General features: G+C 72.4%; 15 protein-coding genes. 6 read left to right on the top strand and 9 right to left on the bottom strand.

Annotated elements, in window-relative coordinates:
• The first annotated feature begins 29 nt into the window (after window positions 1-29).
• The gene (locus tag OFY01_RS06195) at window positions 30-479 is read left to right on the top strand and encodes an STAS domain-containing protein (protein ID WP_266597096.1); all 450 of its coding nucleotides are present in this window, start codon (window positions 30-32) and stop codon (window positions 477-479) included.
• Here the strand turns inward: OFY01_RS06195 and OFY01_RS06200 are convergent.
• Window positions 390-1,367: a sigma-70 family RNA polymerase sigma factor gene (locus OFY01_RS06200; protein WP_266597098.1), complete on the bottom strand. Its 978-nt coding sequence runs from the start codon at window positions 1,365-1,367 to the stop codon at window positions 390-392. The two genes, OFY01_RS06195 and OFY01_RS06200, sit on opposite strands and share 90 nt — an antisense overlap.
• A gap of 194 nt (window positions 1,368-1,561) precedes the next feature.
• Entirely contained in the window at window positions 1,562-2,962 is a 1,401-nt protein-coding gene (locus tag OFY01_RS06205) for an MFS transporter (protein ID WP_266597100.1), read from the bottom strand.
• A 62-nt stretch (window positions 2,963-3,024) separates the two neighbouring features.
• On the opposite strand from OFY01_RS06205, the gene OFY01_RS06210 reads away from it, so the two are divergent.
• Window positions 3,025-3,996, top strand: coding sequence for a LysR family transcriptional regulator (locus OFY01_RS06210; RefSeq protein WP_266597102.1), 972 nt, complete (start codon window positions 3,025-3,027; stop codon window positions 3,994-3,996).
• Between the two features lie 21 nt (window positions 3,997-4,017).
• Here OFY01_RS06210 and OFY01_RS06215 read toward each other — a convergent pair whose 3' ends face one another.
• Window positions 4,018-4,785 carry an alpha/beta hydrolase gene (locus tag OFY01_RS06215; protein WP_266597104.1) on the bottom strand — a complete coding sequence of 256 codons (768 nt, stop codon included), beginning with the start codon at window positions 4,783-4,785 and terminating at the stop codon, window positions 4,018-4,020.
• 113 nt (window positions 4,786-4,898) lie between these two features.
• Here OFY01_RS06215 and OFY01_RS06220 point away from each other — a divergent pair, with 113 nt between their 5' ends.
• Together OFY01_RS06220 and OFY01_RS06225 are read left to right on the top strand one after the other, a co-directional pair.
• The gene (locus tag OFY01_RS06220) at window positions 4,899-6,068 is read left to right on the top strand and encodes an adenosine deaminase (RefSeq protein WP_266597106.1); all 1,170 of its coding nucleotides are present in this window, start codon (window positions 4,899-4,901) and stop codon (window positions 6,066-6,068) included.
• A gap of 132 nt (window positions 6,069-6,200) precedes the next feature.
• Complete coding sequence (locus tag OFY01_RS06225; protein WP_266597108.1) at window positions 6,201-6,566, top strand: ATP-binding protein; 366 nt, start codon at window positions 6,201-6,203, stop codon at window positions 6,564-6,566.
• A 107-nt stretch (window positions 6,567-6,673) separates the two neighbouring features.
• Here OFY01_RS06225 and OFY01_RS06230 read toward each other — a convergent pair whose 3' ends face one another.
• Window positions 6,674-6,874 carry a PspC domain-containing protein gene (locus OFY01_RS06230; protein WP_266597110.1) on the bottom strand — a complete coding sequence of 67 codons (201 nt, stop codon included), beginning with the start codon at window positions 6,872-6,874 and terminating at the stop codon, window positions 6,674-6,676.
• Window positions 6,875-6,970: 96 nt separating this feature from the next.
• On the bottom strand, window positions 6,971-7,513 hold the full coding sequence (locus OFY01_RS06235; protein ID WP_266597112.1) for a VanZ family protein: 543 nt from the start codon (window positions 7,511-7,513) through the stop codon (window positions 6,971-6,973).
• 143 nt (window positions 7,514-7,656) lie between these two features.
• On the opposite strand from OFY01_RS06235, the gene OFY01_RS06240 reads away from it, so the two are divergent.
• Window positions 7,657-7,827, top strand: coding sequence for a hydrophobic protein (locus tag OFY01_RS06240; protein ID WP_266597160.1), 171 nt, complete (start codon window positions 7,657-7,659; stop codon window positions 7,825-7,827).
• Window positions 7,828-7,861: 34 nt separating this feature from the next.
• On the opposite strand, the gene OFY01_RS06245 is transcribed toward OFY01_RS06240, so the two are convergent.
• Genes OFY01_RS06245 through afsQ1 form a run of 3 tightly spaced genes read right to left on the bottom strand, consistent with a single transcriptional unit; the run spans window position 7,862 to window position 10,811 of the window.
• Window positions 7,862-8,494, bottom strand: coding sequence for a hypothetical protein (locus tag OFY01_RS06245; RefSeq protein ID WP_266597114.1), 633 nt, complete (start codon window positions 8,492-8,494; stop codon window positions 7,862-7,864).
• Window positions 8,495-8,508: 14 nt separating this feature from the next.
• Window positions 8,509-10,236, bottom strand: coding sequence for an ATP-binding protein (locus OFY01_RS06250; protein WP_407700284.1), 1,728 nt, complete (start codon window positions 10,234-10,236; stop codon window positions 8,509-8,511).
• On the bottom strand, window positions 10,134-10,811 hold the full coding sequence (afsQ1, locus tag OFY01_RS06255) for a two-component system response regulator AfsQ1 (protein ID WP_067017699.1): 678 nt from the start codon (window positions 10,809-10,811) through the stop codon (window positions 10,134-10,136). Before afsQ1 ends, OFY01_RS06250 begins: the two co-directional genes overlap by 103 nt.
• Window positions 10,812-11,089: 278 nt before the next feature.
• Here afsQ1 and OFY01_RS06260 point away from each other — a divergent pair, with 278 nt between their 5' ends.
• Window positions 11,090-11,911: a SigE family RNA polymerase sigma factor gene (locus tag OFY01_RS06260; RefSeq protein WP_266597118.1), complete on the top strand. Its 822-nt coding sequence runs from the start codon at window positions 11,090-11,092 to the stop codon at window positions 11,909-11,911.
• A 152-nt stretch (window positions 11,912-12,063) separates the two neighbouring features.
• Here OFY01_RS06260 and OFY01_RS06265 read toward each other — a convergent pair whose 3' ends face one another.
• Window positions 12,064-12,744, bottom strand: coding sequence for a uridine kinase family protein (locus OFY01_RS06265; RefSeq protein ID WP_266597120.1), 681 nt, complete (start codon window positions 12,742-12,744; stop codon window positions 12,064-12,066).
• Between the last annotated feature and the right edge of the window lie 14 nt (window positions 12,745-12,758).

Below are 12,758 nucleotides of genomic sequence, written 5' to 3' on the forward strand. Positions count from 1 at the left end.
ACCGGTCGGTCAATCCTGATCGGGGCAACGTGATCGACGGCACGCCGATGCGGTTCGGTACGCCGATGAGTTCCGGCGCGGCGACCGGTCTCGTCTACATGGATGCCTCCCCGCACCCTCCCGTCGTGGTGATCGCCGGGCCCGTCCGCCCCGGCGACACGCCCGCGCTGTGCGAGCGCGTGCTCGCGGCCCGCCGCCAGGCCACCGGGGACGTGGTCTGTGACGTCTCCGGCGTGACCACCTGTGACCTCGCCACCGTCGACGCGCTCGCCCGCGTGCGACTCGCCGTCCTGCGGGCCGGGGGACGGCTGGCGCTGCGCGGGCCGACGCCCGGCCTCGCCGCGCTGCTCGAACTCACCGGACTAGCCGCCGAGTCGGGGGCCCGGCCCTCAGGCGTCCAGCCGGTCGGGGACGCCGAAGAGCGGGAACCAGCGCTTGGTGTCGAGGAAGCAGTGGAAACCGGCGATCCGCCCCCCTGACATCTCGATGACCTGGATCGCCCACGGCACGAACCCGCCGTGCTCCGGGTCCGGCTTGTACTGGGCGAACCCCGGCGTCCCGTTCGCCACCACCGGCAGCAGCCGCGAGCCCGCGCACGCCGCGCCGAGTGTCGTCATGAACCCCGTGATGTCCGGGGCGCCGCGCAGCCACAGGTCGAACGGCGGCATCGTCATGACCGCGTCCTCGGCGAGCAGTTCGGTGAGAGCCTTCATGTCGTAACCCTCGAACGCCGCGACGTACCGCTCAAGGAGCTTTCGCTGTTCCTCGTCGAGCGGGTCGGCCGTCGCGGAATCGGCGGGCGGCGCCTCGGCCAGCGTCGCCCGCGCCCGCTGGAGCGCGCTGTTGACCGACGCCACCGTCGTGCCGAGCAGCTCCGCCACCTCGCTCGCCCGCCACGCGAGCACCTCGCGCAGGATCAGCACCGCACGCTGCTTCGGCGGCAGTCTCTGCAACGCCGCGACGAACGCGAGCCGCACCGACTCCCGCGCCACCGCCGCCTCCGCCGGATCGTGCGTCGTCGGCACGGAGCGTGCGTCCGGCATCGGTTCCAGCCACACGTTGTCCGGGCGCGGGGTGAGCGCGGCCTGGGCGAGCGGCGCGGCGGCCGTCAGGTCCATCGGACGGGCCCGCTTGTTGCCCGCGGTCAGCTGGTCGAGGCAGACGTTCGTCGCGATGCGGTACAGCCACGAGCGCAGGCTCGCACGCCCCTCGAACTTCTCCAGGGCGCGCCACGCCCGCACCATGGTGTCCTGCACGGCGTCCTCCGCCTCGAACGCCGACCCCAGCATCCGGTAGCAGTACCCGGTCAGCTCGGTCCGGAACTTCTCCAGGTCGTCCGGCCTGACCTCTGTCGCTGTGTCACTCATGTCCAACGCCCCCATTGCCGCCGCACGTCTCTCCGCTGTGCCTCCCAGCACTCCGCAAGCTACCCCAGCCCACTGACAACGGCCCCCGGACCGGGGAGAACCCCAGGTCCGGGGGCCGCAATCACGATGTCGCCGCGAGCCGCGAGCCGCGAGCCGCGAGCCGCGAGCCGCGAGCCGCGAGCCGTACGGACGTGTCAGCGCGCCGCCGCCAGCGCGCCGCCCTCCCGCGCCTGAGCCCCCGCCTGTGCCTGTGCCTGAGCCCGTGCCTGAGCCCGCGCCGCGTACGTGCCCCACACCGTCACCGCCACCACACCGAGCACCGCGACGAAGCCGAGCCCCGCCGTCCCGGCCCAGCCGCCCGCGTGGAAGGCCGTCGCGCCCACCGCCGCGCCGAAGCTGGAGCCGATGTAGTACGCCGACTGGTACAGCGCCGACGCCTGCGCCCGCCCGTGCGTGGCCGTGCGGCTCACCGCCGACGAGGCCACCGCGTGACCGGCGAAGAAGCCCGCCGTGATCAGCACCAGACCGAGGAAGATCACCGGCAGGCGCGGCACCAGCGACAGCGCGAGCCCGCTCGTCGTGGTGCCCGCCGCCAGGTACAGCGCGCCGCGCCGCCCGAGCCGCCCCACGAGCCGCCCGGCCGCGGCCGACGAGACCGTACCGACCAGGTAGACCAGGAAGATCGAGCCGATGAGGCCCTGCGGCAGCGAGAACGGGGCGGCGGTCAGCCGGTAGCCGATCACCGTGTACACCGCGCCGAACACCGTCATGAACAGCGCGCCGATCCCGTACAGGCGGCGCAGCAGTGGGTTGGCCAGGTGGCCGCCGACCGTACGCGCGAGGGCGCGCGGGTGCAGCGACCGCGGCGCGCTGTGCTCCGTGGAGGACACCCCCGCGCCCCCGTGGCGCGACGCGGGCAGCAGCACGCGGAACGCCACCGCGCACACCACCGCGATCACCCCGATGGTGCCGACCGCCACCCGCCAGCCGAAGCCCTGAGCGATCCAGCCGCCGATGACCCGGCCGCTCATGCCGCCGATGGAGTTGCCGGCGACGAACAGGCCGATCGCCCCGACCAGCGCCTTCGGCCGTACTTCCTCGGCGAGATACGCCATCGCCGACGCGGGCAGCCCCGCCAGCGCCGCGCCCTGCAGCGCCCGCAGCGCGATCAGCGTGCCGAGCGAGGGCGCGAAGGGTGCCAGCAGGCCGACCGTCACCGCCACCGTCAGCGAGCCCGTCATCACCGTACGCCGCCCGAACCGTTCCGACAGGGCGCTCAGTGGGAGCACGCACAGCGCCAGGGCGCCGGTGGCCCCCGACACCGTCCAACTCGCCGCGCTCGCGCTCGCGTCGAACGTGTCCGAGATCAGGGGGAGCAGCGCCTGCGTGGAGTAGAGGAGCGCGAAGGTCGCGATACCGGCGAGGAAGAGCGCGAAGCTCATCCTGCGGTAGCCGGGCCCGCCGGGAGCCAGCCGGCCGTCGGTCGCGTCGGGGTCGGGGTCGGGGTCGGAGGCGGGGTCACAGGGAACGGGGGGCGCAGGGGCGGCGGCCGCGCGGATGCTGGTGGCGGCCGCCCCGCTACTGGCGGGAGACATGGTTGGAAGGTAGAGCCGCCCTGTTCATGCGTCCAATGCATGGACTCGTCATAATCGTTCCCATGGAGCATCAGCACAGGTCACAGATGCCTACGGCCCCGGACGACACCGACGATGTCGTGCGCCTCCTCGCGCCGCGCCTCGCGTACTTCGCCGGGGTCGCCCGCACCGAACACGTCACGCGCGCCGCCCAGGAGATGCAGGTCCCGCAGTCGACGCTGTCCCGCGCCATGGTCCGCCTCGAACGCGACCTGCGCGTCGACCTGTTCGCCCGCCACGGCCGTACGGTGTCGCTCACCCCGGCGGGCCGCACCTTCCTCGCCTCCGTGGAGCGTGCGCTCGGCGAGGTCGCCAAGGCCGCCGAATCGGTGCGCGCCGACGCCGACCCCGGCTCGGGCAAGGTCGCCTTCGGGTTTTTGCACACCATGGGCACGGAGACGGTGCCGGGGCTGCTGCGCGCCTTCCGCGCGGACCACCCGCGCATCAGGTTCAGCCTGGTGCAGAACTACGGCGAGGCGATGCTGGAGCGGCTGCGCGCCGGAGAGCTCGACCTGTGTCTCACCTCGCCCGTTCCCGCCGCGCCCGACCTGGTGGCGCGCCGCCTGGACGAGCAGCGGCTGCGTCTGGTCGTGCCCGAGGACCACCGCCTGGCGGGGCGCAAGCGCATCCGCCTGGAGGAGACGGCCGACGAGTCCTTCGTCACCCTGGAGCCTGGCTACGGGCTGCGCCGTATCACCGACGACCTGTGCGCGCGGGCGGGCTTCCGGCCCCGGATCGCGTTCGAGGGCGAGGAGGCGGAGACGCTGCGCGGCCTGGTCGCGGCGGGCCTGGGCGTCGCCCTGCTGCCGCCGCCGACCGTGCCGCGCCCCGGAGTCGTCGAGCTGACGGTGACCGGGCAGCGCGCGGTGCGCGAGATCGGGGTCGCCTGGATGGCGGACCGCCCGGACACGCCCCCCGTGGCCGCGTTCAAGAAGTTCCTGCTGTCGCGGCGGGGCAGGCTGCTGCCGGAGCAGGACGGCGGGCGAAGGGCGTGAGCCGCGCGCGGCTCCCCTTGGCTACTGGTCCAGCGACCGGCCGAACCCCACCGCGAGCGGCATCCGCAGTCCCAGCGGCGGCGGCGCGGCCAGCGCGTCCTGCAACGGGCGCGCGTAGGGGTGGCCGAAGAGCGAGCCCATCGTGAAGTCCACGGCCAGGGCGGCGACTTCGGCCCGGTGCTGTGCGAGGGAGTGCCCGTCCGAGTGGACCTCGAAGCGGCACACGTCCCGGTCGACCTTCTTGGCGCGGTTCGCGAGCCGGAACGACAACTCCGGGTCGGTGCGCCGGTCGTCGGTGCCGTGCACGATCAGGACGGGCCTGCCCGCGAGCTGTTTCACCGGTTCGGGTACCGCCGCGACATCGTCCTCGGGCAGCCAGGGGGACAGCGCGAGCACACAGTTGACGGCCGGGTGGCCGCCCGCGCGCAGCGCCGCGCGGGCGCCCATGTCGTACCCGGCGAGGCAGATCGGTACGTCCCCGTAGCGGCGCACGACCTCGTCGGCGGCCCAGGCCGCGTCCTGGGCGAGGTCGGCCTGCGCCCCGTTCCAGCCGCGGTACCGGTAGTGGACGATATGCGTGACCAGGCCGTCGTGGCGCCCCGCGCGCGCGAGGCGGCGCGCCAGCGGACGGAGCACGGACGCCGTCAGCGGCGACGGCCTGCGCCCCGAGGTCTCCTCGCCCGCGGGAAGCAGCAGCACCACGCCGCCGACCGCCGCGGGCGCGAGCCCGAACGCCTTTCCGAGCCCGGCCGTGCGGACCGGCATCGCTTCCCGCTGCTCCTGCTGCATGACAGAACAGTGTCAGAAGGCGCGATGTACGCCACCCGTGCGCACGGTCACCGTTACGTATCGACCAGCGGATTCCGGACGCGATCTACGCGCGTAGGCGTTAGAGTGCCGCAATGACGAGCCAGACCACCGCAGCGAGCCCCGCCCACTCCCGCGTTCCCAGCCGCGAACAGATCCGCCGAGCCCCCAAGGTGCTGCTCCACGACCACCTCGACGGCGGTCTGCGCCCCGGCACGATCGTCGACCTGGCACGCGAGCAGGGGTACGAGAACCTGCCCGAGAGCGACGCCGACAAGCTCGGCACCTGGTTCCGCGAGGCCGCGGACTCCGGCTCCCTTGAGCGGTACCTGGAGACGTTCGCCCACACCTGTGCCGTCATGCAGACCAAGGAAGCGCTCAAGCGGGTCGCCGCCGAGTGCGCCGAGGACCTCGCCGAGGACGGCGTCGTCTACGCGGAGATCCGTTACGCCCCCGAGCAGCACCTGGAGCAGGGCCTCACCCTCGAAGAGGTCGTCGAGGCGGTCAACGACGGCTTCCGGGAGGGCGAGCGCCGCGCGAAGGAGAACGGCCACCGCATCCGCGTGGGCGCCCTGCTGACCGCCATGCGGCACGCGGCCCGCGCCCTGGAGATCGCCGAACTCGCCAACCGCTACCGCGACCTCGGCGTCGTCGGCTTCGACATCGCGGGCGCCGAGGCGGGCCACCCGCCCACCCGGCACCTCGACGCGTTCGAGTACCTCAAGCGCGAGAACAACCACTTCACCATCCACGCGGGCGAGGCGTTCGGCCTCCCGTCCATCTGGCAGGCGCTCCAGTGGTGCGGCGCCGACCGGCTCGGCCACGGCGTGCGCATCATCGACGACATCAAGGTCGCCGCCGACGGCTCGGTACAGCTCGGCCGCCTCGCCTCGTACGTCCGCGACAAGCGCATCCCGCTGGAGATGTGCCCGTCGTCCAACCTCCAGACGGGCGCGGCCGCCTCGTACGCCGACCACCCCATCGGGCTGCTGCGCAAGCTGCACTTCAGGGCCACGGTCAACACGGACAACCGGCTGATGTCGGGGACGTCGATGAGCCGCGAGTTCGAGCACCTGGTCGACGCCTTCGGTTATACGCTCGACGACCTGCAATGGTTTTCCGTCAATGCGATGAAGTCGGCATTCATTCCTTTCGACGAACGACTGGCGATGATCAATGACGTCATCAAGCCCGGCTACGCGGAGTTGAAGGCCGAATGGCTGTTCCGCCAGACCGCTTCGACCAGCGGTTCTGTCGCCGAATAAGGCGCGCGGGAGGATTTCGGAAGCGGCCGGGTGGGGCAACACTCGGCCGCTTCCGGGTGTTTGCGGCGGGGTCGAGGTGATGTTTACGTTCGTGGACCGCTCAAACCCCCCGTCATGAGGACTCATTTCACGATGAAGCAGTCTGCTGCCAAGACCCTCGGTGTCGCCGCTCTCGGCGCCGCCTTCGCCGCCGCCGGTGCGGGCGCCGCGAACGCCGCCGCCCCGGCCCTCCCGGACACCACCGGGGCCCTCGACAGCGTGACCTCGACGCTGCCCGCGGGCGGCACCCAGGCGCTGCCCCAGGCCGAGAGCGCCCTCAACAACGCCATGACCACGGCCCGGCCCGTCGTCGAGAAGGTCGCGCCGCACGTGCTCCCCGGCGACCAGGGTGGCCAGGGTGCCCCGTCGGGGCTCCTCGGCGGCCTGCCGGTGAACGGCCTGACCGGTCAGGGCCTGCCCCTCGGCCCCGGCCTGCCGGTGGGTGGCCTCGGCGGCTGATCCCCGCGACGACGAAGGGGCGCGCCCGCGGTCTGCGCGGGCGCGCCCCTTCGCGTGCGTGCCGGTCGCCTTCGCGTGCGTGCCGGTCGCCTTCGCGCGTACGCGGCTCACCATGCCTGGCGGACCCTGTCCTCGCTCGGGAACAGGATCCACAGGGCGATGTAGAGCACGAACTGCGGTCCCGGCAGCAGGCACGACAGCAGGAAGATCACGCGCATCGTGGTCGCGGAGGTGCCGAAGCGCCGTGCCAGCGCTGCGCACACTCCGCCGATCATCCGTCCGTGGGTGGGGCGGGCAAGGGCGGTCATGGTGGGCTCCTTCGCGAACCGTTGCGGGTGTCGAACCGTTGCGGGTTGTCCTTACGCTGACGACCGTACGGCCGCGAACCGGGGCAAAGCGTCAGCTCACGGGGCGATACCGACCCTGGGAATCGTCGGGGTCGGACCCTGAGACGGCTCCTCCGCCGGCCGGGGCGGGCGCGCGGAGCGGCGGCGAAGACGGGCGCGGGCGGCCGGGACCACGGCGAGGTGGGCGAGGGCGACACCGACTGTGTTCAGGAGCAGCGCGTCGACGTCGACGACCCGGCCGGGGACGCCGGTCTGAAGCAGCTCGATGCCCAGGGAGATGAGCGCGCCGGCCGCGACCGTACGCATGAGGGAGCCCCACGTCGACGCGTGCGGCCGGCCTCCCGCCAGGGGCAGGAGCACGCCGAGCGGGGCGAGCAGGGCGAGGCCCTCGCCGATGCGGCGGGCGGCCTCGCGCCAGCCGAGCGCCAGGTCGGCGCGGATACCGGCGAGCGGGTGGAGGTTGGCCGCGCTCACCCAGGGCACGTCCAGGGGGCGCAGCGTGATCCACCCGACGAGCAGAAGGTACGCGGCGAGAAGACCGAGACCTGCCGTACGGAAGCGGACGGCGGCCCCGCGGCCGCCCGAGCGATGACGCTGCACGCCCCCCTAGACGCGGTGTGCGGGAGAAACGGTTCCGGGCGGGCCGGGATCCGTGCGCCGGGTGGGTCGTGCCGCGAGAAAATCTCCGCTGGACAGACGTGATCCGCGGTTTTGGGGAAACAGAAGAGCAGGAGGTGAGCAGCATGGTCCCGATCCTGCTCGTCCTGCTTGTGGTGCTGGTCCTCTTCGGCGTCGGCTTCGCGGTGAAACTGCTCTGGTGGATCGCGTTGGCGGTTCTTGTTCTGTGGCTTCTGGGATTCCTCGTGCGCGGTACCACCGCGACCGGAGGCAGGGGGCGCTGGTACAGGTGGTGACGACCGAGGCGGGCGCGAGTCGTTCGCCGCTGGGTCAGCCGATCGTCTGGCCGGTGGTGGCGGGAAAGCCCGGGCGGGCCTTCAGGGCGTCCGTGCACGCGTAGGTGCGCAGCGGGTCGTCGCCGGGGCCGCCCAGGGTCACCTTCTCGTCCCCCTGCGTGGTCACCTTGTTGTTGGCGAGCGTGCAGACGATCTGGGCCAGCGCCACGGGCGAGAGGTCGTCCGGCGAGGTGGTCAGGCGCAGGGCGTTCGACGGGTCGCCCGCGTGGGGGCCCGTCACCTTGAGGCCCTTGCGGACTTCCGAGGAGTAGCCCGCCCGGCTCTCCTCGGCCGTCGGTTTCCTCGTCAGCTGGGCCAGGAGCTCGTTGCTGATGCCGACGCGGCCGAAGGCCCGGTCGTGCCCGAGCCTGATCGTACGGTCGACGGTGACCAGCTGCGACGTACAGACCAGATAGACCTGCACAGGGAACTCGCCCGCCGCGCGGGGCGTCACGTCCGAGCCGGACAGCGTGCAGCCCACGCGGGTCGGCGCCGCCCCGAAGTCCGTGGGCACCCCCGTGGAGCGGATGCCGCACCCGGCGAGCGCCGCGGCCAGGACGAGCGCTCCGGCCACGCCGAGCGGTCCCCGTGGAGCGGCCGTGCGGCGTGCGCGCCCGGTCTGCCTCATCCCCGTCGTCCTCCTCATTCGGTGGGGTCCCCGCTCTTCTCCGGCTCCTCCGTCAGCGGGGACGCGTCCCTGGGCAGGCGCAGCGTGAAGACGGCGCCGCCCTCGGGGGAGTTCGCGGCGGTGATCCGGCCGCCGTGGATGCGGGCGTTCTCCATCGCGATGGAGAGGCCGAGGCCGCTGCCCTCCGAGCGGGGCCGTGACGCGCTCGCCTTGTAGAAGCGGTCGAAGACGTGCGGCAGGACGTCCTCCGGGATGCCGGGGCCGTGGTCGCGTACGTCGATGACGACCTCCGCGCCGTCCTGCTCGGGCCGCGTCTCCGTGCGCACGCAGACCCTCACCGGGGAACCGCCGTGCTTGAGGGCGTTGCCGATCAGGTTGGCGAGGATCACGTCGAGGCGGCGCGGGTCGAGGCGGGCCGTGATGCCGCGCGCCGCGTCGAGCTCGACCGCGTCCAGCCAGGCGCGGGCGTCGATGCAGGCGGTGATCTGGTCGGCGACGTCGACGTCGTCGAGGACGAGCCGGGCGGTGCCCGCGTCGAAGCGGGTGACCTCCATGAGGTTCTCGACCAGGTCGTTCAGCCTTCGCGTCTCGCTGACGACCAGCCGCACGGCCGGTTCGATCATCGGGTCGACCGAACCCGTCTCCGCGTCCAGTTCCTCCTCGAGAACCTCCGTCACCGCCGTGATCGCGGTCAGCGGCGTACGCAGTTCGTGCGACATGTCCGCGACGAAGCGCCGCGACGACTCCTCGCGTGAGCTCATGTCGGCGACCTGCTTCTCCAGGTTCTCCGCCGCCTTGTTGAACGTACGTGACAGGTCTGCCAGTTCGTCCGTGCCGGAGACGCGCAGCCGGGTGTCCAGCTTGCCCTCGCCGAGCCGCCGCGCGGCGACCCCGAGACGGTGCACCGGCTTGAGCACGGTCGTCGCGGCGGCCTGCGCGAGCAGCGCCGCGCCGATCAGGGCGAGCCCGGTGGCGATCCCGAGCGACCAGGCGAGCGACGTGAGGTCCTTGGCCTCCGGTTCGAGCGACTTGAGCATGTACCCCGTCGGCCCGCCGTCGACCTTCGCCCCGCCCACCAGGTAGGGCGTGCCGCCCTGCGAGACGCGCTGCCAGTACAGGTGGTACGGATGCTTGTTGTGCCCGGTGATCTTCTGCTTCTGGGCCACGGCCTCGCGCAGCGACACCGGCACGTCCTGGAGCGTGAACGCGTCGAGGTCCGAATTACCCGCGACCTGGCGGCCGTTGTCGTCCGTGCCGACGAGCAGCACGCTGAAGTGCTGGCTGCTGTCGGCCATCAGGTTCGCGGTGTGCTGAAGCTCCCCCTGGGTGGGGTGTGCGGGCAGCACCGCCGCCCGGTCCTGCATCTGCTGCCGGAAGTCGCTGAGCGCCGAGTTCTGCGTGCGCGTGAGGACCGCCTCGCGGTTGAGCCAGTACGCGATCCCGGAGGCCGACACCGCCGCCGTCAGGGCGACCAGGGCGAACACCACGACCAGGCGCAGCCGCAGGCTGGTGAAGCGGAGCCCGGCCATGAGCGCCTTCTTCGCGGCGGGCAGCCGGCGGGGCTGGCCCTGCGCCGTGTCCTGCGCCGTGTCCCGCGCCTCGCCGTCAGCTCTGCCGTGTGCCTTGTCGTGCGGTTCGCTCACTGAGGGGTGTCCAGCCGGTAGCCGACGCCGCGCACGGTACGGATCAGGGTCGGTGACGACGGCACGTCCTCGACCTTCGCGCGCAGCCGCTGCACGCACGCGTCGACGAGCCGGGAGTCACCCAGGTAGTCGTGCTCCCACACCAGGCGAAGCAGCTGCTGGCGGGAGAGCGCCTGGCCGGGCCGCCGGCTCAGTTCGAGCAGCAGCCGCAGCTCGGTCGGGGTCAGCTGCAGGTCCTCGCCGTTCTTGGTGACGGTCATCGCGGCACGGTCGATGACCAGCGAGCCGAACGTCGCCGCGTCGTTGGACTCCCGCTCGCCGCGCCGCAGCACCGCCCGGATCCGGGCGTCGAGCACCCGGCCCTGGACCGGCTTGACCACATAGTCGTCCGCGCCCGACTCGAGGCCGACCACCACGTCGATGTCGTCGCTGCGCGCCGTGAGCAGGATGATCGGCAGCTGGTCGGTGCGCCGGATGCGGCGGCACACCTCGAACCCGTCGATGCCGGGCAGCATCACGTCGAGGACGATCAGGTCGGGCCGCTGCTCGCGCAACAGCTTCAGACCGTCCTCGCCGGTGGCAGCGGTGGCGACCCGATGGCCCTGGCGCGTAAGAGAGAGCTCCAGGGCCGTCCGGATGGCGTCGTCGTCCTCGATCAGCAACAGGGAAGGCACGAGCGCCATTCTGGCCCATCACAGGGCTCCAGTTCGACCGCCGGACGGGCTCGGGCCCCTGGTATGTCCGGAGGAAGCGGCTCCGTATGTGACCGCCTTGTCGTTCATGTGTCCGTCCGTGTGCGGGTCGGGGGCCGTCTCGTGCCGTCCCGGCCTCTGTGACAGCCCTGTGACAGTCGGCGGACACCGCCATGAAGTCACCCGGGCAGGCTTTTGGACATCGCAGAGCACGACGGCGACGTACCGAGTACACGGACTCCACGACAGGAGGGCGCGAGATGAACACGCTGCACGGCACCACCACGAGCGCGGTTGTCACGCGTCTGCACGACGTCGTCGCGGTCCGGTCCGAGAAGTCCGGTGCTGAGGGGGGTCCCTCCCGCGCGAGCGTATTCGAGCGTGGGGGAGGGCGGGGGTGCGCTCGCGGCACCGGGCGTCAGCACACCGCGTACATGACGGTGGTTGACGCGGCACAGGCGGTACCCGACGGGGGTGCTCACGGGGGAGCTCACGGGGGAGCCGCGTACAGGGAGGGCTCGGGGGAACGGCGCGATACGTCCTTGTCGCAGGCCGCGGATGCCGAAGCGGCGTTCACGGCCTACGTACAAGAGCGCCGCGCCTCCCTGTACGCCACCGCCTACCACCTGACCGGTGACCGTTACGAGGCCGAGGACCTGCTGCAGAGCGCGCTGTTCTCGACGTACCGGGCGTGGGACCGGATCAGCGACAAGGCGGCCGTGGGCGGCTACCTGCGCCGGACCATGACCAACCTCCACATCAGCGCGTGGCGCCGCCGCAAGCTGAACGAGTACCCGACCGAGGAGCTGCCGGAGACGGTCGGCGACACGGACGCGATGCGCGGCACGGAGCTGCGCGCCGTGCTGTGGCAGGCGCTGGCCCGCCTGCCCGAACTGCAGCGCACGATGCTGGTGCTGCGCTACTACGAGGGCCGTACGGACCCGGAGATCGCGGACATCCTCGACATCAGCGTCGGCACGGTGAAGTCCAGCATCTGGCGGTCGCTGCGCAGGCTGCGCGACGACGAGGTGCTCAGCTTCGGGCGTGACCAGGAAGAGTCGTTCGGGGAGCTCGTGGCGTAGACCTCCAGGGGTCACGGGGGACCACGGGGGCGGGGGTCCGGGGAGCCACGAGAACGGGGGAGCGGGACCGGAAGGCCGGGGGGTCTTTCCGGTCCCGCTGTTTTCTGTGCGCCCGGCGTGGTCGACGTGGGCTTGGCGCGTGCCCGCCGTGGCTACGCGCCGTTGCGGGTCGCCGCCTGTTCGCGGGCGCGTGGCCTGCGCGGCTGGTCGCGCCCCTTCGGCCGGCACCGGCCCGCGGCCGCCGCCAGCCTGCCCATCGCCTCCTCCTTGCCGCACGCGTGGGCGCCCAGCGCCACCTGGCGGGCCACGATGGCACGTTCCGCCCGCATCAGACGCCAGCCGCGTCGCAGCAGGAACAGGACCGGCTTGCGGGCCTCCTTGAGGTCGCGCAGCAGACGGCGGCGGAACGTGGTGGACGGGCGGCCGCGCAGGCACAACGCGTCAGCGAGCAGCCCGAGTTCGCGGCAGTGTGCCACGATGTCCGCCGCGAAGATCCCCTCGGCGACGAACAAAGGCGTGCGCCCGACGCGCAGTGGCTGAGCGCCGACCCGCGAGCTGGTGGAGATGTCGTAGACGGGGACGTCCGTACGGCCCTTCTCGCAGAGGGAGACGATGGCGTCGACCGCGGCCCGCGCGTCCCACGACTCCACGGAGTCCCAGTCGACGTCCGAGGAGCCCGGCACCCGGGGCAGCGTCGGGTCGCCCGCCTCCTTGTAGAAGTCGTCGAGGCAGAGCACGGGCAGGCCGGAGCGGGCGGCGAAGGACGACTTGCCGGAGCCGGAGGGGCCGGTCAGCAGCACGACCCGGGTCGGTGTCGGAGGATGCGAACTCACGAGAGTCCAGTGTG

The organism is Streptomyces beihaiensis, assembly GCF_026274175.1.
Taxonomy (GTDB): Bacteria; Actinomycetota; Actinomycetes; order Streptomycetales; family Streptomycetaceae; genus Streptomyces; species Streptomyces beihaiensis.